The sequence below is a fragment of the Planococcus sp. CAU13 genome (assembly GCF_000775575.1).
GTDB lineage: Bacteria > Bacillota > Bacilli > Bacillales_A > Planococcaceae > Planococcus.
Genome location: NZ_JRGN01000154.1, coordinates 23668 through 45196, shown reverse-complemented (window position 1 = coordinate 45196; position 21529 = coordinate 23668). Strand labels below are relative to the sequence as shown.

At 48.6% G+C, this 21529-nt stretch carries 23 protein-coding genes; 7 read left to right on the top strand and 16 right to left on the bottom strand.

Annotated features, from left to right (window positions below):
• Positions 1-84: 84 nt before the first annotated feature.
• The 3 genes from KW93_RS06635 to KW93_RS06625 form a co-directional block, all read right to left on the bottom strand.
• A complete protein-coding gene (locus tag KW93_RS06635; protein WP_200883326.1) occupies positions 85-897 on the bottom strand; it encodes a carbohydrate ABC transporter permease in 813 nt (270 codons plus the stop codon).
• A 105-nt stretch (positions 898-1002) separates the two neighbouring features.
• The gene (locus KW93_RS06630) at positions 1003-1914 is read right to left on the bottom strand and encodes a carbohydrate ABC transporter permease (protein WP_033542205.1); all 912 of its coding nucleotides are present in this window, start codon (positions 1912-1914) and stop codon (positions 1003-1005) included.
• A 15-nt stretch (positions 1915-1929) separates the two neighbouring features.
• Positions 1930-3255, bottom strand: a complete 1326-nt coding sequence (locus KW93_RS06625; protein ID WP_033542204.1) for an ABC transporter substrate-binding protein — start codon at positions 3253-3255, stop codon at positions 1930-1932.
• A gap of 254 nt (positions 3256-3509) precedes the next feature.
• Here KW93_RS06625 and KW93_RS06620 point away from each other — a divergent pair, with 254 nt between their 5' ends.
• Positions 3510-4640 (top strand): ABC transporter ATP-binding protein, encoded by a 1131-nt coding sequence (locus KW93_RS06620; RefSeq protein WP_033542203.1) that lies wholly within the window; start codon positions 3510-3512, stop codon positions 4638-4640.
• Positions 4641-4805: 165 nt separating this feature from the next.
• The gene (locus tag KW93_RS06615) at positions 4806-5627 is read left to right on the top strand and encodes a YkuS family protein (protein ID WP_033542202.1); all 822 of its coding nucleotides are present in this window, start codon (positions 4806-4808) and stop codon (positions 5625-5627) included.
• Here the strand turns inward: KW93_RS06615 and KW93_RS17270 are convergent.
• Together KW93_RS17270 and KW93_RS06605 are read right to left on the bottom strand one after the other, a co-directional pair.
• Entirely contained in the window at positions 5562-5882 is a 321-nt protein-coding gene (locus KW93_RS17270) for a hypothetical protein (protein WP_152602427.1), read from the bottom strand. The two genes, KW93_RS06615 and KW93_RS17270, sit on opposite strands and share 66 nt — an antisense overlap.
• Before the next feature lie 215 nt (positions 5883-6097).
• A complete protein-coding gene (locus KW93_RS06605) occupies positions 6098-7378 on the bottom strand; it encodes an MFS transporter (RefSeq protein ID WP_033542200.1) in 1281 nt (426 codons plus the stop codon).
• A gap of 185 nt (positions 7379-7563) precedes the next feature.
• Between KW93_RS06605 and KW93_RS06600 the strand changes: the two genes are divergently transcribed.
• Positions 7564-8322 carry an exodeoxyribonuclease III gene (locus tag KW93_RS06600; protein WP_033542199.1) on the top strand — a complete coding sequence of 253 codons (759 nt, stop codon included), beginning with the start codon at positions 7564-7566 and terminating at the stop codon, positions 8320-8322.
• A 39-nt stretch (positions 8323-8361) separates the two neighbouring features.
• Here the strand turns inward: KW93_RS06600 and KW93_RS06595 are convergent, their stop codons facing one another.
• Positions 8362-9549: a CDP-glycerol--glycerophosphate glycerophosphotransferase gene (locus KW93_RS06595; RefSeq protein WP_033542198.1), complete on the bottom strand. Its 1188-nt coding sequence runs from the start codon at positions 9547-9549 to the stop codon at positions 8362-8364.
• 166 nt (positions 9550-9715) lie between these two features.
• Between KW93_RS06595 and KW93_RS06590 the strand changes: the two genes are divergently transcribed.
• The 4 genes from KW93_RS06590 to KW93_RS17430 all read left to right on the top strand — a co-directional run bounded on the left by KW93_RS06590 (position 9716) and on the right by KW93_RS17430 (position 13335).
• Entirely contained in the window at positions 9716-11338 is a 1623-nt protein-coding gene (locus KW93_RS06590; RefSeq protein ID WP_033542197.1) for a catalase, read from the top strand.
• A 126-nt stretch (positions 11339-11464) separates the two neighbouring features.
• Positions 11465-11926, top strand: a complete 462-nt coding sequence (locus KW93_RS06585; RefSeq protein ID WP_033542196.1) for an RNA polymerase sigma factor — start codon at positions 11465-11467, stop codon at positions 11924-11926.
• A gap of 2 nt (positions 11927-11928) precedes the next feature.
• A complete protein-coding gene (locus KW93_RS06580; RefSeq protein ID WP_033542195.1) occupies positions 11929-13140 on the top strand; it encodes a hypothetical protein in 1212 nt (403 codons plus the stop codon).
• Between the two features lie 45 nt (positions 13141-13185).
• Positions 13186-13335: a hypothetical protein gene (locus tag KW93_RS17430; protein ID WP_161787029.1), complete on the top strand. Its 150-nt coding sequence runs from the start codon at positions 13186-13188 to the stop codon at positions 13333-13335.
• A gap of 23 nt (positions 13336-13358) precedes the next feature.
• On the opposite strand, the gene KW93_RS06575 is transcribed toward KW93_RS17430, so the two are convergent.
• The 10 genes from KW93_RS06575 to KW93_RS06530 all read right to left on the bottom strand — a co-directional run bounded on the left by KW93_RS06575 (position 13359) and on the right by KW93_RS06530 (position 21444).
• Positions 13359-14075: a P-II family nitrogen regulator gene (locus KW93_RS06575; protein WP_033542194.1), complete on the bottom strand. Its 717-nt coding sequence runs from the start codon at positions 14073-14075 to the stop codon at positions 13359-13361.
• The gene (locus KW93_RS06570; RefSeq protein WP_033542193.1) at positions 14065-14802 is read right to left on the bottom strand and encodes a DUF1538 domain-containing protein; all 738 of its coding nucleotides are present in this window, start codon (positions 14800-14802) and stop codon (positions 14065-14067) included. The genes KW93_RS06575 and KW93_RS06570 overlap by 11 nt, the downstream gene beginning before the upstream one ends.
• Positions 14802-15497, bottom strand: coding sequence for a DUF1538 domain-containing protein (locus KW93_RS06565; protein ID WP_033542192.1), 696 nt, complete (start codon positions 15495-15497; stop codon positions 14802-14804). Before KW93_RS06565 ends, KW93_RS06570 begins: the two co-directional genes overlap by 1 nt.
• Before the next feature lie 78 nt (positions 15498-15575).
• The gene (locus tag KW93_RS06560; RefSeq protein ID WP_442956613.1) at positions 15576-15980 is read right to left on the bottom strand and encodes a Na+/H+ antiporter subunit G; all 405 of its coding nucleotides are present in this window, start codon (positions 15978-15980) and stop codon (positions 15576-15578) included.
• On the bottom strand, positions 15964-16248 hold the full coding sequence (locus tag KW93_RS06555; protein ID WP_033542190.1) for a Na(+)/H(+) antiporter subunit F1: 285 nt from the start codon (positions 16246-16248) through the stop codon (positions 15964-15966). The genes KW93_RS06560 and KW93_RS06555 overlap by 17 nt, the downstream gene beginning before the upstream one ends.
• Positions 16245-16730 (bottom strand): Na+/H+ antiporter subunit E, encoded by a 486-nt coding sequence (locus tag KW93_RS06550; RefSeq protein ID WP_033542189.1) that lies wholly within the window; start codon positions 16728-16730, stop codon positions 16245-16247. Before KW93_RS06550 ends, KW93_RS06555 begins: the two co-directional genes overlap by 4 nt.
• Before the next feature lie 81 nt (positions 16731-16811).
• On the bottom strand, positions 16812-18296 hold the full coding sequence (locus tag KW93_RS06545; protein WP_033542188.1) for a Na+/H+ antiporter subunit D: 1485 nt from the start codon (positions 18294-18296) through the stop codon (positions 16812-16814).
• Positions 18289-18627, bottom strand: coding sequence for a Na(+)/H(+) antiporter subunit C (locus KW93_RS06540; protein WP_033542187.1), 339 nt, complete (start codon positions 18625-18627; stop codon positions 18289-18291). Before KW93_RS06540 ends, KW93_RS06545 begins: the two co-directional genes overlap by 8 nt.
• The gene (locus tag KW93_RS06535) at positions 18627-19052 is read right to left on the bottom strand and encodes a Na(+)/H(+) antiporter subunit B (protein ID WP_033542186.1); all 426 of its coding nucleotides are present in this window, start codon (positions 19050-19052) and stop codon (positions 18627-18629) included. The genes KW93_RS06540 and KW93_RS06535 overlap by 1 nt, the downstream gene beginning before the upstream one ends.
• Complete coding sequence (locus KW93_RS06530) at positions 19042-21444, bottom strand: Na+/H+ antiporter subunit A (RefSeq protein WP_033542185.1); 2403 nt, start codon at positions 21442-21444, stop codon at positions 19042-19044. The genes KW93_RS06535 and KW93_RS06530 overlap by 11 nt, the downstream gene beginning before the upstream one ends.
• Positions 21445-21529 lie beyond the last annotated feature (85 nt).

Below are 21529 nucleotides of genomic sequence, written 5' to 3'. Positions count from 1 at the left end.
TCTGTCTGAAGCGGAATGATTGAAAAATACATGAATTTCACAACAACCTGACAGCCCTCCGAATTTTTAATCGGGGGGCTGTTTTTATTTCCCTCCAGAAGAAAGGTTAATCCCCTGGATAAAGTATTTCTGGAAGAAGAAGAACAGCAGGATGACAGGCAGCAGCACGAGAAGTGAACCGGCCATCAGGTAGTTCCACTGGGTGCTGAGCTGGCCTTTGAAGACGGCGAGCCCGAGCTGCAGCGTATAGAGATTTTCATCATTCAGGTAAAGCAGCGGACCGAGAAAATCGTTCCAGGCACCGTTGAATGAGAAAATCGCGACCGTGGCAAGTGCTGGTTTTGTCAAAGGAAGCCCGATTTTCCACCAGATATAAAAGTGGTTGGCGCCTTCGATTTTCGCGGCTTCGATCAATTCGGTCGGAATCGTCATATAGAATTGCCGCAGCAGGAAAATGTAAAACGCGCTTCCGAAGAAATGCGGCACGATGAGCGGGTAATACGTATTGACCCAGCCCAGCTTCGAGAACAGCACATATTGCGGGATGAGCGTCACGAAGCCCGGAATCATCATTGTCGACAGCACAATGGCGAACCAGATGCCTTTGCCGCGGAACGGAATTTTTGCAAAACCGTAGGCGATAAAGGAGTTGGCAAGCACACTGCCGATCACGACAAGGGTCGTAATGGTAATGGTATTAATGGTATAAGTGGTAAACGGTGCCGCCTGCCATGCCCGGATGTAATTCGCCCATTCCCATGATTCGGGGAAAAACGAAGGCGGGTAGGACATGACTTCGGCCATTGTTTTGAGTGACGTGGCAAACATCCACCAGAGCGGTGACAGGATGAGCAGACTGCCGACCGCAAGCAGCACGAAATTCAGCAGGCGCCACATATTGTTGCGGTTGCCGCGGTGCTCCAGAAAACGCAGCTTCGTCTGAATCGCAGGCTGGCTTTGCTCTTTTTCAACTTCAGCGACATACTCGGTTTTATTGGCCATTTACTTATCCTCCCCTTCGTAATGCACCCACCGGGGAGCGAGTTTGAGATTGATGAGAGTCAATATGAATACGATCGCGAACAGGATCCACGACATTGCCATGGCGTAACCCATGTCAAAGTTCTCGAATGCCTGGTTCCACATATAAAGGTTGTAGAACAGCAGAGAGTTTGCCGGTCCGCCCGTACCGTTGCCCGACATGATGTAGGCTTCCTGGAAAATCTGGAATCCGCCGATCAGGCTGGTCACGACGTCAAAGAAGATGACGGGCGTAATCATCGGGATGGTGATGTGGACGAACTGCCTCCAGCGGCTGGCGCCGTCGATTTCAGCCGCTTCATAAAGTGACTTCGAGACACCTTGCATGCTTGCGAGATACAGGAGCATGGATCCCCCGACACTCCAAAGCTTCATAAGGATGAGAGATGGTTTGGTCCAGTCGGGATCATACAGCCAGTTAGGTCCGTCAATGCCGACCCAGCCAAGCACCAGGTTGACCATCCCGGTTCCTGGTTCAAGCAATTGCATCCATAAGAGGTAGACGCCGACACCTGAAAGGACGGCGGGCAGATAATACAGTGTCCTGAAAAATCGGAGGCCCGGTACGTCCTGGTTCAGGAGCGCCGAGATAAAGATGGCGCCGAGAGTCGTCAAGGGAACGGAAAAAGCCACATAATATATTGTGTTCCATAAAGATGTACGGAAAAGTCCATCGCCCCCGATGAGCGATGTATAATTATCCACCCCTACAAAATCCATCCGGGAAGTTATATTATAATCAGTAAAACTTCCGGCTAAGGAAAACAGCAGCGGCCCAGAGGTGAATGCGAAGAAGCCGACGATGAACGGCATGATGAAAATATAGCCGTAGATGCCTTCCTTCTGCCGTATAGTCAATTTTCTTTTTCGCAAATGGTTTCCCCCCGGTTATTTATTTTTTTCTATCAGATTCTCGACATCCTTCTGTGCCTGCTCAAGTGCTTCTTCAGCCGTCATCGAGCCGAGGAAGAATTGGTCGACCTGCGGATTGATGAGATTATAATAACCGGGTGCTGCCACTGGGGCAGGGGTCAGAAGCGTGTTTTCCATGCTTTCGACGGCCATCTGATAAACCATCTGGCCTTCTTCGGAAAGTTCGTCTGACTGGGCGGCTGCTTCAGCTGCTTCGATATTCGCGATATTGTCGAAGTTTTTCACAGCCCAGTACTCCTGAGCTTCCGCGCCGGTCAGATATTCAATGAACTTCCATGCAGCTTCAGGGTCGCTCGATCCTTCCGGGATTTCGGCGACAAATCCGCCGCCCCAGCTCGTGTGGCCGTTGCCTGGCTCATATTCCGGCATCGGGGCAACACCGAAATTCAGGTCTTCTGCGTATTCACTGATTTGTGTATAGAAAGTCGGCTGCTGGACAATCATTGCCAGGTCGCCGTTAAAGAACGGATTTCCCTGCTGGCTGTCGATTTGTGCCTGGTAGGAATTGACGACATTTTCGCCGAGGCGGTCTCTCCAGGATTTCAGCCAATTAAGAACTTCGACATTTGTTTCTGTATTGATGTTCACGGTATCGGTATTGTGATCCGGGCCAAAATAGTTTTCGCCGTTTGCATTCAGCAGCCAGACATCATAGCCGACGCCCCACATCGGATAGAAACCGAGGCGGTCATAATTGTCGCCGTTTTTGACGTCGAGTTTGGCTGCGTATTCTTCAAGCTCTGCCCAGGTTGCAGGAGGAGCTTCCGGATCGAGCCCGACTTCTTCAAATGCGTCTTTATTGTAGAACAGCACGCGCGTGTCCGTATTGAACGGAACACCGTAGGAGTCTCCTTCATGAAGAGTGGCATTCCAGAGCTCCGGATAGAATTTTTCCGAGAAATCATCATCCATGAATTGGGATAAGTTCATTGCCTGATTCTCTTTTCCGCGGATGGCTGTCGCGTTGATGTCATTGATGACGACATCAGGCGGATTGCCGGCAGCGATGGCCGCAAGTTCTTTTGTCCAGATATCTCCCCACGGTATAAAGGTATGCTTGACTTCGATTTCATCCTGGGAAGAGTTGAAGTCTTCGACGATTTTATCGATGATCGGCCGTCTGATTTCAGAACCCCAGAAAGACCAGAAGTCGACGACCGTCTTGCCGTCATCATTTGTATTGCTCTCACCGCTGTTGCTGCTGGTCTGGAAACCGGCGCATGCGCTGAGCATCAGCGCTGTGCCCGTCAGGACCGCGAGTAGTGCACGTAAATTTTTCATTGGATTACCACTCCTTCTTATAGAATAATTGTTATTATTATCTGAAAAATCTTCGACTCCCGAAGTGATTGGCCCATTTTCAAAATGGAAGTTACAATTTAGCTCCTTTCGTGTTAAAATAAACTAAATATTCAGGTTTTATGCATCTTGTTTAAAAGGAGTATACAACACTTCTCCGACCTTTTCCAACCCGAATTTGTAATTTATAAATAACTCTTTATAATTAAACTAAAACGAGTTAAGGGGAGTCGCACATGGCTGAGATCAAAATCAATAATTTGGGCAAAAGATACGATAAAGGCGCTTTGGCAGTTACCGATTTCAATCTCCATATTAAAGATGAGGAATTCATCGTGTTTGTCGGACCCTCCGGCTGCGGCAAATCAACAACGCTGCGAATGATTGCGGGACTGGAAGAAATTTCGGAAGGCGAATTTTTCATCGACGGCAAACGCATGAATGATGTCGAGCCAAAAGAACGGGATATTGCAATGGTTTTTCAGAACTACGCTTTATATCCCCATATGACTGTTTATGAAAACATGGCTTTTGGACTAAAATTAAGGAAATTTAAGAAACCTGAAATCAAACGGCGCGTGGAAGAGGCGGCGAAAATTCTTGGGCTGGAAGATTACCTGAACCGGAAACCGAAAGCATTATCCGGCGGACAGCGCCAGCGGGTTGCACTCGGGCGCGCGATTGTTCGGGATGCGAAAGTTTTCCTGATGGATGAGCCGCTGTCGAATCTGGATGCGAAACTGCGTGTGCAGATGCGCGCGGAAATCGCCAAACTGCACCAGCGCCTCAAAACGACGACGATTTACGTAACGCATGACCAGACGGAAGCCATGACGATGGCGACGCGGATCGTCATCATGAAAGCAGGAATCATCCAGCAGGTCGGCACGCCGAAGGAAGTCTATGATTTCCCGGCAAATCGTTTTGTTGGCGGCTTCATCGGCTCACCGGCAATGAATTTCTTTGAAGGCACCATTTCGAACGGCAATTTCCTCGTGGGCGATAAATCATTGGTCATTCCGTCGGATACGGCGGCAATGCTGAGAGATCTCGGCTATGAAGGCAAACCGATCGCGCTGGGCATCCGTCCTGAACATATTCATGTAAACAATGAAGACCTTTCCGGTGTGCCGGCCAGCGAATTCGAGGCGGAAATCACGGTGTCCGAGCTGACGGGAGCGGAAACGATTCTTTATGCGGTCTACGCTGACCAGGAATTTATTGCGCGCGTCGACGCTAATACACAGATTGAAGCGGGGCACACTGCCACGCTTGCGTTTGACATGTCGCATGTCCATTTCTTCGACATTGAAACCGGAGATCGCCTGAAAGCGGAAAAGCTGCAGACCGCTGCCAAAACTCTGTGACAATAAATTCAGCCGTTCCTTTTTAAAAGGAGCGGTTTTTTATTGTGCTGAAAATTTTGGTTCTATTTATGGAATTTTCAAAAATATTTAATGGAGAGTGTTTAGTATTCATATGATGGGGAAAATAGAGTAATAGACATTTTTGGAAAAGGAGTGGTTGAGTTTATGGTGAAAATTGCAGTTGAAGAACCGTTCACATCTGTCCAGCAGGCATTGGTTTCAAAGGGGTACAAAGCAAAAATGCTTGAGAATAAAACCGATGCCACGAGCTATGACTGCATCGTTGTGCGCGATAAAGAGGATTTTGCTGATTTCCACATGAATGTTCCGCTGGTCGAAGCAAAAGGGCGCACACTGTTTGAAATTGTCGAAGAAGTCGAAGAACGTTTGGTGCGCAGCGGAAAAATTATGCCTCCAACTCCAATCGTGTCAGAAAATAAATCAGGCGGCGGCGGTGGCGGATTCATCGCCGGAGCAGCAACCGGTGCATTGATTGGTGCGGCAGCCGGACTGATGCTGGCGCCGAAGAGCGGCAAGGAGCTGCAGCAGACGGTGAAAGACAAAGCTGCAGAAATGAAAGAGAAGAAAGAAGAAAAGGCGAAGTCGGACTCCGGCGAAAATTCGGGCGGCGGCAAGCTGGATCAGGTCAAGGAAAAATTGGGCCCGCTCAAAGAAAAAGCTTCCGGCGTGACGGAGAAAGCCAAAGGCAAAGCCGACGAATTAAAAGCGAAGCGTGAAGAGAAAAAAGAAGAAAAAGAATTGATGAAGCAGCAAAAAGAAGTTGCAAAAAGCATGAAAGAAGAAGAGAAAGCCAAAAAAGATCACGAAAAAGCAGTGAAGAAAGCCCAAAAAGAAGAAAAGAAAGCTGAAAAAGAAGCCAAGCAGGAAAGCGGCGGCATCGAAGTCGTCGAATTCGGCGCATCAACTGTCGAGAAAAAAGACAGCGGCGAAGTCAATATCCATCCTGCAGGCAAAGACAACAAATAATACGAAAAACCGGCGTCCCTGGGAGGGGAGGCCGGTTTTTTGGTTGGGATGGGTGGGGGCTTCGGAGTCATTTTGAAATACGCGGAACGAGCGCAGCGTGACATTATGCAGCATAATGTGCGTAAACTCAACCGGGCTCGCCGCGAAATAATGGTCGAAACGCTCTTCGCCGCCAAGCCCAGCGGCTACCGCGTAATGATCCCTTTGCACATCCCCGTATGTCGCGTGCCATTTCAGCAAACGCCGAAGCAGCACTTCCTATTCCTCGTTATTCCACGAAGCCTCACGCTCTTTCCAAATCACCGGCATCCCTCTTTTTTGATTGAACATAGCACGCTGCTTCCTGGATGCAAATGGTTTTATTCAAAATAAAAATTTGAACGCCCACAGGCCGTAAATTTTAAATTTGGCGCAGCACAAAAAAGCCCCTGCCGCAATTTCTCCGGCAGGAGCATTTCACCAAAACAATCTCAAGCTTCCGCTGCAACTTCATCCACCGGCTCGTGGGGCACCGGTTCCGGAACCCGTGACAGCACAATCAGTCCGATAACGAAAAGGATGACGAGGCTGAATACGCCGAAACGCGAATCGCCGGTCAGCTGGGAAGTGACTGCCACGAGAATCGGTCCCATGATGGCGGCAAATTTGCCGAACACATTATAGAAGCCGAAAAATTCGTTGGAGTTTTCTTTCGGAACGAGTTTGCCGAAATACGAACGGCTGAGCGCCTGGATGCCGCCCTGGCTGGAAGCGACCAGCATGGCGAGTATCCAGAAATCGACGATCGTTTCCATGAACATCGCGTAAATACAGACGATGATGTAGACGCAGATGCCGACGTACAGCATCTTTTTACCGGTAAAGCGGTCTGCCAGCCGGCCGTAGAGAATGGCGAAAGGTGCGGCAACAACCTGCGTTGCGAACAGCACGATGAGCAGGCTGGTCGAAGTCAGCCCCATATCGGTGCCGTACGCCGTCGACATGGAAATGATCGTGCCGACGCCATCAATATAGAAGAAATAGGCGATCAGAAATATCACAATCGCGCGGTACTGGCGAATTTCCTTGATCGTATTGCCGAGGCGCCTGAAGCTTTGCGCCACCGGATTCGGCTCCCGTTTGATGAAATAGCGCTGATGGACATGCCGGAACATCGGAATCGAGAAGCAGATCCACCAGATGGCGGTGATTAAAAAGGCGACGCGGCTGGCCCCGCTTACAGATAATGGAATGATGCCATTTTGAGCGAGAAGAATGACAGCGATAGCAATGATAAATGGAATGGTCGAACCGATATAGCCGAGGCCATAGCCGAATGCCGATACCCGGTTCATCCGTTTTTCGGTGGTGACATCGACGATAAAGGCGTCATAAAATAAGTTCGAACCCGTTGCGCCGAGTGCTGCAAATACATAGCAGACGAGCATCAGCAGCCAATTGTCGCTTGGCACAAAAGCAAGCATCGCGGTCGAAACTGTACCCAGCAGGAAGAAACCGGTGAAGAATTTCTTTTTCAGGCCTTCATAATCGGCGAGCGTCCCCATGATCGGCCCGAGCATCGCAAGGATAAAGGTGAAAATGGCGATTGTATAGCCGAGGTAGGCGGTTGAATCGGATAAACTGACACCGGCGTCGGTCGCTGCAGCCTTGTAGTACAGCGGAAAAACAGCGGTGGTGATGATAATTGAATAGGCGGAGTTGCCCCAATCATAGAGCGCCCAGCTTTTCTCTGTCTTTGTGAACTTTTTCATTTCCTGAGTCCCCTTCGCGCATAATAATTTCATTGTACAAGAACTTGAAGGGAATAAAAGGATTTTTCTGAAATTTACTGAACTTTTACATAATTTTATATCCTATTGTCAATAAAACACAAAGGTTTGAGCCGCCATACAGATTCCGTTAAACTGGAAAAAGACAGTGAAAAGAGGGAAGCGTTTTGAAATTGATTTCTTGGAATGTAAACGGTCTGAGGGCTGTCATGAAAAAAGGGTTCATGGATTTCTTCGGGGCGGCAGATGCGGATATTTTCTGCCTGCAGGAAATCAAGCTGCAGGAAGGGCAGATCAACATAGACCTGCCGGGTTACCATCTGTATTGGAATTATGCGGAGAAAAAAGGGTATTCCGGGACGGCAATTTTCACAAAACGTGAACCGCTCTCCGTCCATTATGGCATCGATCACGGCAACCACGAAAATGAAGGACGTGCAATCACGCTGGAATTTGACGACTTCTATCTGGTGAACGTCTACACGCCGAATTCACAGCACGGCTTGCTGCGGCTCGATTTCCGGCTCGAATGGGAAGAGGCGGTGCTGGAATATGTGAAGGAGCTCGACAGCAAAAAGCCAGTTATCCTATGCGGCGATCTGAATGTTGCGCATCAGGAGATTGACTTGAAAAATCCGAAGGCGAATTTGAAGAATTCCGGTTTCACTCCCGAAGAACGCGGGAAAATGACGGAATTTTTGGCGAGCGGATTCACGGATTCGTTCCGCTATTTCCATCCGGATTTGAGCGGCGCCTATACGTGGTGGTCCTATCGTACGAACTGCCGCCCCCGAAATATCGGCTGGCGCATCGATTATTTTATCGTGTCAGACCGTCTGGCACCGAAAATGAAGGATGCAAAAATTCATCGATACATCGAGGGATCCGACCATTGTCCAATTGAACTCGAATTGCATCAGCAATAAAAAAGAGCGCCCGGAAAATTTCCGGGCGCTCTTCGCTTTTCATATCCCTATGACTCTTTTCGCCAATCGCTCACAATTATTCCGGTCGAAATAATCGATAAACTGAGGGGCTTTCAGATACCATTCGTTTGTTGTGATGTTTTCTTCGACAATTTTTTTCAGGAAGTGATGGACTTCTTCGATCGAGTCCGCTTTATAGCCGTACAGGTCCGTGTCGAGGCTCAAATAAGTGCCCCGGCGTGCCATATATTCCTCTTTATCGAACATATTGAAGATGATGGGTTTATTCAGGTAAAGGAAATCCCACGATACGCTGGTGATATCCGTCAACAGCATATCATTCTCGATAATCGCCCGTTCAATGGAAGAATGGTTGAAATCCAGGAATTCGATGCCGCTTTCGGGATGGTCGAGTCCGGTAAAATGCTTTTCGAATTTCCGCATGAAGGGATGTAGGGCGACGCGCATATGCAGATCGTTATCGGCTATCAGCTTCCGGATGCCTTCATGGCTGATGAGCCCGATTGTATTCTTGAAATAAGCGCTTTCAACAAATTCTTCTTCGCTCAGATCGAAAAGCCATTCGCGCCAGGTCATCATCATGAGGATTTTTTGGACCCGCGGCGCAGGCTCATTCGGCCCGAAGCGGTCGAAGCGCGGAAAGCCCGTGACAATCAGCTTGTGCTCAGGAATTTTCCATTCTTTCAGTTTCAGGTCCTTTTCATAATTGGAGGCGCAGTTGAAGTAATCTGTCCGCTTCAATAAAGGCACATCTTCTTTTTGGATGAGGATTTTTTTAAAGCCTTCAATGCCATGGCTGATGTGTGTAATTTTCGTTTTGCGGTTCAGAAACAGGAATTTATCGACCGACGGCGCAATATCATACATGAGCGAATGGCCATGGAATGTATAGTCGGCTCTGAAGAACAGCAGATAGTTCCGGAAACTGCCGAGGGCGACGGCATTGGCTGCCTGTTTGCCTTCTGAAGTCGACTTTTTCGGATCGTACAGCCAATATGCCGTTGCGCGGTCCTGATAGTTTTCAATCAGGTATTTATGGAAAACAGCCGCATTGTCCTCATACTTTTCACCAAGGTTGCCGCCGATTAAAACGATTTTTTTATCTCCGTTTTTTGAGGGAAAGAGAGAAAGCAGCCAGGCTGTCGCAACTTTCAAAAAAACTTTAAAAGGATCGAATCTCCCTTTTTCTTTTAACTCGATACTCATGGTTAACCCTGCTTTCCTTGATTGTATTCTTTCTAATTTTTCCATACCGCCGGCACTTTGTCCATCTGCAATCAAATATTCAATTTTTTCAGCTGGATTAAAGGTTTAATTGTAAAGAAAATGGGAAGTATATAAGGTGATACAAGAATGAGAAGGAGGATTCAGTATGAAGGAAAACAATGAAGAACTGCACCGGAAAATGGGAACAGGGGAGAACGAAGAATCTCTTACGACCCGCCAAGGCCACCCGGTCAGGGACAATCAAAATATCCGGACAGTCGGCAACCGGGGTCCGGCCACATTGGAAAACTATCATTTCATAGAAAAAATCTCTCATTTTGACCGTGAAGAAATTCCTGAGCGCGTCGTCCATGCTCGCGGCACAGGTGCATTTGGTTATTTTGAAACTTATGGCAAAGTTGGCGATGAGCCGGTAGAAAAATATACCCGCGCCAAAGTTTTTTCAGGCGCCGGCAAACAGACGCCTTTGATGGTGCGCTTCTCCACTGTTGCAGGATCACGCCATTCACCGGAAACCGAGCGGGACCCGCGCGGATTTGCGGTGAAGATGTATACGGAAGACGGCAACTGGGATTTAGTGGGTAATAACCTGAAGATTTTCTTTATCCGCGATGCGATGAAATTCCCGGATATGATCCACGCCTTTAAAACAGATCCGGCTTCGAACGTTCCGAATCCGGAGCGTATGTTTGACTTCGTGGCGCGTTCACCGGAAGCGACGCATATGATCACATTCCTGTTTTCGCCGTGGGGCATCCCGGCCACTTACCGCCACATGCAGGGTTCCGGCGTCAATACCTATAAATGGGTCAATGACAAAGGGGAAGCGGTTCTGGTCAAATACCACTGGGAGCCGAAACAGGGGATCCGCAATTTGACGCAGAAAGAAGCGAGCGAGATTCAGGCGCAGAACGTTGCTCATGCCACACAGGATTTATATGAAGCAATTGAACGCGGCGATTATCCGGAATGGGAGTTATTCGTTCAGATCATGAGCGACGATGAGCATCCGGAACTCGACTTCGATCCGCTTGATGACACGAAATTATGGCCGCAGGATAAATTCCCGTTCCTGCCAGTCGGTAAAATGGTGCTGAACCGCAACCCGGTCGACCACCATGCTGAAATCGAGCAGGCGGCATTCGGAACAGGGGTACTTGTCGACGGCCTGGACTTCTCGGATGATAAAATGCTGCAGGGCCGCACGTTCTCTTATTCTGATACGCAGCGTTACCGTGTGGGCGCCAACTATCTGAAACTTCCGGTCAATGCACCGAAAAAACGTGTGGCGACCAACCAGCAGCGCGGTATGATGGACGTCAAGAATCCGCATGAAAATCCATCGAATCCGTCGATCAACTATGAGCCTTCTGTTCTCGGTGGCTACACAGAGGCGGATACGAACCAAACGCCTCCGCACGAGCCGCATTACAATGCCAGAGTTGTGTCAGCGCCGATCGACCGCACGAATAACTATGGTCAGGCAGGCGAAACGTACCGCAGTTTCGAAGACTGGGAACGAGATGAGCTGATCAACAACCTGGGAGACGCGCTGTCAGTCTGCGATCCGCGTATCCAGGAAGAAATGATCCATCACTTTACACAAGCGGATGAAGATTACGGCCGCCGTGTACGTGAAAATATGGAAGAAAAACTGAAAGCGATGAAAGAAAATGAAGGCGCAGAACCGAAACTGATGGGTAAACCGGCTTCAAACAAAGTGGCACAGGGGGCTTCGACCACAGGGCACGAAGCAAAACCATATTAATAAGAAAATGGAAATCCGGCAGGCCGTTTCGACGGTCTGCCGGATTTTTTTATTTCTTCAAACACTTTGAACTGTTCATCCGTTATCTTAATGAGAGAGGCAATAAGTCAGGAAGCGGGGAACGCAATGGAGACCGAAACGATGTATGAAAATCTGAAAATTGATCTGCACCGCTTCGCCCGCTCCATTTCCCGGCACGGGCAGGAAGCTGACGACCTTGTGCAGGATGCGCTCGAGAAGTCTCTGAAGGAACCGGGACTGCACGCGTTGCCTGTCTATAAACAGCGGGCATGGTTCTTCCGGGTGATGAAGAACCGGCTGATCGATGACCGGCGGAAAGACCAGCGCATTTCCGAATGGGAAGATGAAATGGATTTTCCGGAACAGACATTGGCGATGAACCGGCTGGAAGTGGCCGAGCTGCTGTCGCATTTAACTCTGGAAATGGGCGACCTTGTATTCAAGCGATATTGGCTGGGGATGACCAGCAGGGAAATCGGGGATCAGCTTCAAGTCCCGGCTGCGACAATCAGGTATAAGCTGCATTTCGCGATTAAAAAATTGAGAGACATACTGGAGGATGAATAAGGATGAAACAGACGATCGGCAATGTAGGGGTATTGAATTTATTGAATGCAACAGAACAAAGTGTCCAGGCATATGAAAGGATCGGCAACGTCGGCTTTGTGCTTTTCAGAAGCGGCCAGTCACATCTTTTGGCTGCCTTGAATATCGGCAATATCGGCAAGACGGTGGAAGTGCCCGAAGACTACAGCTATTACAATGGAACGCTGGAAATTGACCGAAATTACCTGGAATCGATCGATCAGCCGATGAAAATGGTTGTGAACGGCATGCTGATTTTTGGGCATGATGTCGAAGCGGAACATTTGAACAATAAATCCTTGGATTTCATCGTAAACGGCGAAATTTTTGCACCTGCCAAACTGGCAGGACAAGTGAGCCGGCAGTTTTCCAGGGGTGAGAGCAAAATTGAAGTGTATGAAGGCGCGCCGCCGCGGATTGAAAATGGCAGTATTACGCTGAGCAACGCGTTTCTTGAAGCAGCGGAAGAGCCGGTGCATTTGATTGTCAACGGCAAATTGGCGATTCCAAAAGACATCGATACGGAATTATTCAAAGCCAGGATTAAAAAGATCGCCGTCAATGGCCTGCTGTCAGTCCACCAGGAACAGGAAGCGCTGATCTACGGGAAAATGGATTCCGCGCCGAATGGCGTCATTGAAGTGATTCCTGCCGGCTATCGGATCCTGAAAAAATCGCTCCGCGTCAATTCGCGTTCGATCAAAAGCTTCCGTGAAGAAAAGCTGATGACCAGAAAACCGCTGGTGTTTGAAGCAGATGTAACAAGAGAAGCAGTGGACCAGGCAATCAGCAGAATTGACTCCAGATCATTCATCGTCTGCCATGAAAGCATTGAAGATGTGATATATGAAAAATTGGAGCGGCTGGAAACAGAAGTGCTGTCCTACGCCAGTCATTTCATTCTGATCGACGGTGAAGAGCAGTGGTCGGACAGCCAGTTCCGGGCATTAGAAGAACCGATCAGCCTCATCGTCAACGGGACACTTGTGCTGGATGGTGACGTAACGGGTGAAACCATTATGGACAAACTGAAAACGCTCGATGTTTTTGGTGAAGTGGAAGTGGATTCGGCAGATATAAAAGGGGCGCTGCAGGGGAAAATCCGAGTTAATACAGGGCGGCTGGGATTGAAGGATGACAATAGGCAGAACGACAAAACGCTGGGCTCCAGCAATATAGGAGAACTTATCCTGTAAGGGAAAAAGTGGCTCAAGCGAATCCGGGAATAAGGAGGAAAAGGCATGTTTCGGACAGATGAAATGGCCGTTCGGCAAAGAATGGAAGACATTCGCTCGGAAGTGGAAGCCAGCCGCATGATAAGCCGCCAGAAAAAAGTGAAGTCCAGCCGTAATCCCCTTTGGATTGTGCTGATTACATTTTTCAGGAAATAACAAAAGAAGCACCGCTGGCAATTTCAGCGGCGCTTCTTTTGTTCCTGTTTATAATCCAAAGACGAATGATTGACACCGAAAACATTTTCGACATCGATGAGAAAAGCGATTCCTCGCCCTGGAGCATTAAGGTCGACCGCCTTTTCGATATTGCCGACAACTTTCTCGGTATAGCTGGAAGGAACCAGCGTCAAAATAACATCTTTCTCCGGATCGATGGTGAAATTCATGAATGTCTGCTGTTCATTGACGCCGGTGCCGCGGCCATTCAGGATTGTGCCGCCTTCAGCCCCGGCGTCTGCTGCAGCTTTGATCACTTTTTGGGAGTCGCCGCTGTTGACGATGGTAACGATTAACTGAAATTCATGCAAGGCATTCTTCACTATGTTCTCCCCTTTCTTCTTTTTCCGATCGTCAGTCCGGTGCGATAAATGTGGCACACCCAGCAATTTGCTGAGGTGGACAGTGAATCCGAGGCCGTAACCCGATTTCCCCAGTTTCCCTTCGCGGCTCACCGCTTCAGCCACTTCCAATTCTTTTTGGCCATCAATGGCTATGAAAATGACATCTTTTTCATGGGTTAGAGGAAGCCCCAGAAAAGTAGGTTTTTCATTTCTTCCGACACCTTCCGCGTAAACAATGGTGGCTCCGTCAGCCCCGGCTTTTTTTGCTTCTGCTATCACACGGCGCGAATAGCCTCTTTTGACAATGGCAATCATTAATTTATGATTAAGATTCATCGGTATTCCTCCCGCCCTTTCTGTTGAATATAAGGCCCAGCACCAGCACCGCAATTATAGGCGTCATTGCCACGAGTGCTATCATCCCGAATCCATCGGCCAGAGGATCACTTCCATCTGTTACGGAAGAAACGCCCACGGCAAGTGAAGAGATGAACGTGACAGTCATCGGACCTGTTGCAACTCCACCGGAATCGAAAGCTATAGCGATGAATATGTCTTTTGACATGAAAATGAGGATGAGGATGCTTAAATATCCTGGAATTAAAAAGTACCAAAGTGAAATATCCGTCAGTATACGCAGCATCGACAAAGCAATGGAGAGGCCTACGCCGATCGACAATGTATAGAGCATGACTCTTGCAGAAATATACCCACCCGTCACTTCGTCGACTTCATCATTCATAATGCTGACGGCGGGCTCAGCAAAAGTAGCTGCAAATCCAAGGATGAAACCGATTGGAATCAGAAACCAGGTGGTTGCGCCTTCACCCAGTGATTGCCCCATCATTTCTCCGATGGGCATAAACCCCACATGTACCCCCTGAAGGAAAAATGCAAGGCCAAGAAAGGTCAGTATAAAACCGATTCCCACCTGTCCAAGCCTTCTCATTGGTAATTTCAACATGAAAATCTGGAAGATTGAAAAGAAGATCAGAAGAGGCACCAAGGCAAATGCCACTTCCTGGAGGACGCCGCCAAATCCCTCGAACACATGGATTTCCATCAGAAAATCACCCCCAGGATCATGACTGCCAGGACAGGGCCTATCGAGGCAAGGCCAATCAGGCCGAAACCTTCAGTGCCATCTTTGGAATCGCGGCTGCGTAAAGAGGAAGCGACACCTACTCCGAGCGCCAGGATGAAAGGTACAGCCATTGGTCCTGTCGTTACACCTCCAGAATCAAAGGAAATTGGTACAAATGCTTCCGGGACGAAGAAGGACAGGATAAAGACCGAAGCATATCCGGCAATAAGGATATAATGCAGCCGAATGTTAAAAAGCGTACGGATCATAGCAAGTGCGACAAATATAGCAAGTCCGAGAGAAACAGAAAGGATCAGGATAGTTGCACTGATTGTGCCTTCGGAAACCTCGTCAATTTGTTTTGCCAACACGCGCAAATCGGGTTCTGCAATGGTCACCACAACGCCAAGCAAAAAACCGGCGCCGACAATGAGCCAGGCATTCCTCGTTTTCGGCAGCCTTTTGCCAATCATTTCGCCTATTGGAAGAAGCCCTGCATTTACGCCTAAAAGAAACAGGAAAAAACCGATGCTTACAAAGAGAGCGCCGATGAGAAACTGAAGCAGGGCTTCCATTGGCATACGGATAATGGCAACTTGCAAAATGATGACCACAACAGTGACAGGCAAAATAGCGGCAGCGACTTCTTTAAACGTTTCTCTCACATTTTCCATAAGCTCTCCTTTTTGAATATTTCGACTAATTATATTCTATAGGAAAGTCTTTTGGATTACGACCAAAAAAACAGCCGCTCAGTTAGGCGGCTGTTCTGGATCGTTATCATCTTCAGTTACATCTTCAATTTTTTCTTCAGCTTTTCTCAAAACTTCTTCCAGGGCATCTTCAGTGGAAGAGTCTGCAAGTTTTACGCGGGAGCGGTAGGCTGCCCGTGTAATCAGATGGCCGGCAACCGGAGCCGTCAGGAAAACGAACGTAATCCCGAGCAGGAGACGGACGCTGATGAAACTCTCAGATGCCCAGAAGTAGATGAATGTACCCGACAAGGACAAAAGAACGGCCAGTGTCGAGCTTTTCGTAGCTGCGTGGGAACGGGTGTAGACGTCGGGCAGCCGCAAAATGCCAAAGGCACTTATGACAGCCATGATCCCGCCGAGCAGAATGAGGATGACTCCGGCATATTCAACGATCTGGATCATGTTCAACAATCGCTCCTCTCTCAACAAAACGGGCTAACGCAATTGTGCTGATGAAGGCGAGAATCCCGACAATCAATATGACTTCCAGAAAGGCATGCGTGCCAAGGGCGACCGAAAAGACCGCTACAGCGGAAATCAGGTTGACGCCGATCATGTCCAGAGCCACTACGCGGTCAGGCATCGAAGGGCCTCTGATAATCCGGTAAAGTGCCAAAAGAATGGCAATGATATAGAGGGACAATGAGATGGCCAATATCGTCTGGATCAATTTCTCGTCACCTCCATAATTGCTTTCTCAAACGTTTTGATTGAACGGAGAAGGGATTCCTTTGACTCTTCGACATCCATTGCATGGATATAAAAAATTTTACCGTCTGGTGACACTTCCATCACTACGGATCCCGGCGTCAGTGTAAGCAGCAGGGCCAGAGTCGTCAGTTCATAATCGCCTTCCATATTATGTTCGTAAGTGATGATTCCCGGCTTGATATTGAGCTTGGGGCTCAAAATTTGCTTCAGAATCAGAATGCTCGATTGGAACAGCTCGGATATAAAGATAAGAAGAAGCTTTATGGCCGAGTAAACCCTGAGCAAGTAAAACTGGGAGCCGAAAAAGCGCTGCATCAGCAGAACGATGACGATACCGATCAGATAACCTGTTATAAACGTCGACAAATAGAAAGCTTCTTCATCCATCAGCAGCGTCCATAGAAAGGCGATCGTGATATTTATCAGAAACTGGGCCGGCATTCGCAGTCACTCCTTTCAATAGGTAAGGATTTTCATTCATAAATGCGCATCAGCGGAATGTTGTTCAACAGACGCGGTGTTTTATTGCTGCTGACTGAAAACCGCATCTATGTAGATTTCCGGGTTCAGTAAAGTATTGGCTGCATCGGTGACGTAGACGGCAAGCCCTTCTCCGCCAAGTCCGATTCCTGCCGTCAGAAGCACCAGAATCAGACAAGGCACCAGAATGCCTTTATGCAGCGGCAATTGCTCGTCTTTGCTGATGATTGTTTCTCCCCAGAAACAGTTTCTGAAAATCCGCAGGAGTGAATAAAGAACGAAAAGACTCGACAGCAGCGCGAGCGCCAGAAGAACAAGGTTGCCGTTCTGGATGGCCCCTTCTGAAACAAGGACTTTACCGATGAATCCGCTGAAAGGCGGAACCCCGGCGAGGGACAGCATGGCGATGAAAAATGACCAGCCCAGCAGAGGATAGTTTTTCATGAGCCCGCTCATTTCCTCTATCTTTGTCGTTCCTGTCAGAGAAATTATGGCCCCGATTACAAGGAACAGCAGAGCTTTAACCACCATATCGTGAATCAGGTAATAGATGGAGCCCTCGATGGCAAGAGGCGTTGAAATAGCAAGGCCGACAAGGATGAATCCGACGGCAATAACTACATTATAGGCGGCGATCTTCCGTATATCATTGGAAGCGACTGCTCCGAAGCTCCCGCCGATCAGCGTGATCGCTGCCATGACGCCGATCAGTGACAGCGTCAGTTCAGGGTGGTGAGGGAAAATCAGCGAGAAGACTCTGAACAACGCGTAAATTCCGACCTTCGTCAACAATGCGCCAAACAGGGCAGATGTGACTGCGGGAGGCGTGCTGTACGAACCCGGCAGCCAGAAATAAAGAAGCAGCCCGGCTTTTAAACTGAAAACGATGAGAAACACGATGCTGACAGTGGTAAGCAACGGTCCCTGCCCGTTTTCGGCAACGCGCATGGCAATGTGAGCCATATTCAGTGTTCCGACTGATCCATAGAGGTAAGCGAGTGCCACCAGAAAGAACCAGGAAGACACGATATTGATCGTTACATATTTAATCGCTTCACGCAATTGGCGTTTCGACCCGCCGAGTGTAAGCAGAACATATGAAGACAGGAGCATCACTTCAAAACAGACAAACAGGTTGAACATATCGCCTGTCATGAACGAGCCGATGACTCCGGCATTCAGGAACAGCACAGCAGGATGGAAATAGAGGGTGTTCATCTGTTTGCCTGCCGCTATGACTGCATAGAGCAAACAGATGAACGTAACGATGCTGGTGGTTACAACCAGAATCATCGAAAAGGAATCCGCCACGAACAGGATGCCAAAAGGCGGTGCCCATCCGCCGAAGTCAAGGCGCAATATGCCATCGGTCTGGATTGTGTTCAATATATAGATGGAAATGACCGCTACGGCAATCATGGTACCCAGACTGACTACAATCTGAATCCTTCTGTGTGTGCGGAAAAAAATCAGAATGATGCCTGCCAGAATCGGCAGCAGCATCGGAAATACTAGAATGTTATTCATCATCGGCACCCCGCATTTCTTCTAAATCATCGGTGCCAAGTTCCTGGTACGCGCGATAAGCCAGCACAAGGACAAAAGCGGTCACGGCAAAACTGATGACGATTGCAGTCAGGATGAGTGCCTGTGGCAAAGCATCCACAAAAATTGTCGCATCTTCACCCAGAAGAGGCACTGTTCCGTTTTTCAGGCCGCCCATCGTCAAAATCAGCAAATGCACCGCATGCGAGAAGATGGCCGTGCCGAGGATAACCCTGATAAGGTTTCTGGAAAGAACCAGGTAAATGGCAACGGCGGTCAATACACCGACTAAAATGATAATCAAAGTCTCCATTATTTTGTCCCCTCACTTATGCTCAGGATAATGTTGACCACAACTCCGACCACAGTAAGGGCGATGCCGGCTTCGAAAATCGTGACGGTTGCAAGTTCTGTCTTCCCGAAGATCGGCAGGTCGAAATAGCCGAAACTTTGGCTGAGAAAAGGCTGTCCGAAGAAAACAGGCACCAGGGCACTTGTCATGGAGATCAGGACGCCCAGTGCAGACATTTTTTTAAAGGAGATAGGGATTCCTTCACTGACGGTTTCCACATCATAAGACAGGAACAGCAGCACAAAGCCGGATGCCAAAACGAGACCCCCGATAAATCCGCCGCCAGGAGTGTGGTGGCCGGAGAAGAACAGGTAAAGTCCGAAAGTCAGGATAACGAGGACTACAGCTTTTGCGACAGTCTTCAAAATAACGTCATTAATTTTCATTGTCGTTCGGCTCCTTTCTTACTTTGAGTCGGATCAGTGAGAAGACACCGATCCCAGCGATAAACAGGACCAGGCCTTCGAGCAGTGTATCTAAAGCCCGGAAATCACCAAGAATCGCGTTGACAATGTTTCGGCCGCCGGCCAGTTCATAAGAATCTTCGAAGTAGCCGGAAATTGTTTCATACAAATCGGCGCTGTTGACGGACAGACCGATCAGCGTGATGGTCAAACCGCCGGTGATGGCTATAATTGTGTTCCGTACTTTGACATGCTTTGGTGAATTTTCTTTTTTCCAATCGGGCAGATAATTGAAGCATACTAAAAACAGGACAGTAGTCACCGTTTCAATGACTAATTGGGTGAGTGCCAAATCGGGCGCTCTGAAAAGCACAAAGAACATTGCAATGGAGAACCCGAGAACGCCGTTAAGCAGAATGGCCGACACTCTGGATTTCGCAAAAAGGATAGCGACAGCTGCCATGGCCATTACCACCACCAGCAATATTTCATATACACTCAGCGGAGAATCATTTGCCAGATCGATATTCAAAGCGCCGGACCAGATCAACGTTCCGCCTGCTGCAATTACGAAGAAACTGAAAATGTATGCAAAATAATGAGGCAGATGGCCGGTCATGTAAGAATTCGTCAGGTAACTGGATGCTCTTTCTATGCCTTTAAGGGAATTGGTATACAGCGCATTGAAAGTCCATCCTGCAGGAAATAATTTGTAAATACCCTTCCATTTTCTGAATGAAATGAATAGAATGGTACCAAACACAACGATTGCCACAGTCATCCAAAGTTCAGTGTTGAAGCCGTGCCAGGCTTTAATATGCGGAGCCGCGCCGGTTATGCCCGGAAGAACCCCGTTTAGTGCAGGCCGCAGTAAATGATCTCCCAATAGATTAGGGAAGAAAAAGACAGCGACGATCAAAAATGACAGGATGGCTGGGGGCAGAAGCATGCCGAATGGTGGTTCGACAGGAATCTTATCCAATTTCTCCGGCTTATGAGCGCCGAAAAAAGTGCGGAAAACGATAATGGCACAATAGACGAACGTAAGGACGCTCGCTGCCCAGGCAATGACCGGTACGAGCCAGCCCCATGTGCCGAGGCCGAACATTTCCATATTCAATGCTTCAAGCGAAGCGGTGAAAAACATTTCCTTGCTCAGGAAGCCATTGAAAAAAGGGAGTCCCGCCATTGATGCGCTTCCGATGATTGCAATTGTGAAGGTGAATGGCAGAAATGCCATCAGACCGCCAAGCCGCCGGATGTCCCGGGTTCCGACCTGGTGATCGACAATTCCGACCGCCATGAACAAAGCGCCTTTAAAGGTGGAATGATTGACCATATGGAACAGCGCCGCAAAAGAAGCAAGCCCGTAGACGGCAGCCGCTTCGGCGGTGATGCCTGTTTGCATGGCGGCAGAGCCAAGGCCGAGAAGACTCATGATCAGGCCAAGCTGGCTGATAGTGGAATAAGCGAGCAGCGCTTTCAGGTCAGTCTGGCGGATGGCATTAAAAGCGCCCCAGAATAAGGTCACGAGACCGACCAGCGTGACTGTCCAAAACCAGGCGGAATTTCCTCCGAAAATCGGCGTGAACCGGGCGACGAGATAAATTCCCGCTTTTACCATTGTTGCTGAATGCAGATAGGCGCTGACAGGCGTTGGCGCTTCCATCGCATCCGGCAGCCAGATATGGAACGGAAATTGGGCTGATTTCGTGAATGCTCCCAGCAGTACAAGGAACATAGCCGGGTAGAACAACTCATGATTTGCATATTGGGTGAGTTCCACTGCGATTTGGCGTACACTGAAGGTACCGGTCATGGTATGAAGCATTAAAAATCCGGCAAGCATGGCGAAACCGCCAAATACAGTGATCAGTAAGGATTTTTGGGCCCCTGCCCGGGAATTTTTCCGGTGGTACCAAAATGCGATCAACAGGAAAGAAGAAATGCTTGTAAGCTCCCAAAAAACGTACAGCACCATTAAATTATCGGATAGCACAACTCCGAGCATGGCTCCCATGAACAGCATGAGGTAGGCATAGAAATGCGGAAGAGAATCCGCTGCTGATAAATAGTAGATGGAGTAAAGGATAACCAGACTCCCCACACCTGTTATCAACAGCGCCATGATCAGACCGAGCCCGTCGAGATAGACAGTCATGTCAATGCCGATTGAAGGCAGCCAGTAGAGTGTTTCCGTAAACGTCTCACCTGCTGAAATCGCAGGAATCTGGTACACGAAGAATGCGAACAGGGATAGAGGGATTGCTAAAGCCAGCCAGCCGATATTCAGCCGGCCAAGCCTGTTATGTATTAAGGGAATTAGAGCTGCTGCTGCGAAAGGAAGTAAGATTGCAGAAATGATCAAATACACGTGGTAACCTCCTACGTCTGAAATTATTGTTGAGAGTCGGTGGATTTTGTTGGTTTTAAGCAAGTGAGGGGATTTCTTATAGAAA

Excerpts from the sequence above, each read along its gene's own strand:
- KW93_RS06535 (WP_033542186.1), bottom strand. The coding sequence starts at position 19,052 with ATGAAAATTAATGACGTTATTTTGAAGACTGTCGCAAAAGCTGTAGTC.
- KW93_RS06585 (WP_033542196.1), top strand. The coding sequence starts at position 11,465 with ATGGAGACCGAAACGATGTATGAAAATCTGAAAATTGATCTGCACCGC.
- KW93_RS06620 (WP_033542203.1), top strand. The coding sequence starts at position 3,510 with ATGGCTGAGATCAAAATCAATAATTTGGGCAAAAGATACGATAAAGGC.
- KW93_RS17430 (WP_161787029.1), top strand. The coding sequence starts at position 13,186 with ATGTTTCGGACAGATGAAATGGCCGTTCGGCAAAGAATGGAAGACATT.
- KW93_RS06615 (WP_033542202.1), top strand. The coding sequence starts at position 4,806 with ATGGTGAAAATTGCAGTTGAAGAACCGTTCACATCTGTCCAGCAGGCA.
- KW93_RS06565 (WP_033542192.1), bottom strand. The coding sequence starts at position 15,497 with ATGGAAAATGTGAGAGAAACGTTTAAAGAAGTCGCTGCCGCTATTTTG.
- KW93_RS06550 (WP_033542189.1), bottom strand. The coding sequence starts at position 16,730 with ATGCCGGCCCAGTTTCTGATAAATATCACGATCGCCTTTCTATGGACG.
- KW93_RS06570 (WP_033542193.1), bottom strand. The coding sequence starts at position 14,802 with ATGGAAATCCATGTGTTCGAGGGATTTGGCGGCGTCCTCCAGGAAGTG.
- KW93_RS06580 (WP_033542195.1), top strand. The coding sequence starts at position 11,929 with ATGAAACAGACGATCGGCAATGTAGGGGTATTGAATTTATTGAATGCA.
- KW93_RS06590 (WP_033542197.1), top strand. The coding sequence starts at position 9,716 with ATGAAGGAAAACAATGAAGAACTGCACCGGAAAATGGGAACAGGGGAG.
- KW93_RS06605 (WP_033542200.1), bottom strand. The coding sequence starts at position 7,378 with ATGAAAAAGTTCACAAAGACAGAGAAAAGCTGGGCGCTCTATGATTGG.
- KW93_RS06540 (WP_033542187.1), bottom strand. The coding sequence starts at position 18,627 with ATGGAGACTTTGATTATCATTTTAGTCGGTGTATTGACCGCCGTTGCC.
- KW93_RS06595 (WP_033542198.1), bottom strand. The coding sequence starts at position 9,549 with ATGAGTATCGAGTTAAAAGAAAAAGGGAGATTCGATCCTTTTAAAGTT.
- KW93_RS06635 (WP_200883326.1), bottom strand. The coding sequence starts at position 897 with ATGTGGCGCCTGCTGAATTTCGTGCTGCTTGCGGTCGGCAGTCTGCTC.
- KW93_RS06575 (WP_033542194.1), bottom strand. The coding sequence starts at position 14,075 with ATGAATCTTAATCATAAATTAATGATTGCCATTGTCAAAAGAGGCTAT.
- KW93_RS06545 (WP_033542188.1), bottom strand. The coding sequence starts at position 18,296 with ATGAATAACATTCTAGTATTTCCGATGCTGCTGCCGATTCTGGCAGGC.
- KW93_RS06560 (WP_442956613.1), bottom strand. The coding sequence starts at position 15,980 with ATGATCCAGATCGTTGAATATGCCGGAGTCATCCTCATTCTGCTCGGC.
- KW93_RS06625 (WP_033542204.1), bottom strand. The coding sequence starts at position 3,255 with ATGAAAAATTTACGTGCACTACTCGCGGTCCTGACGGGCACAGCGCTG.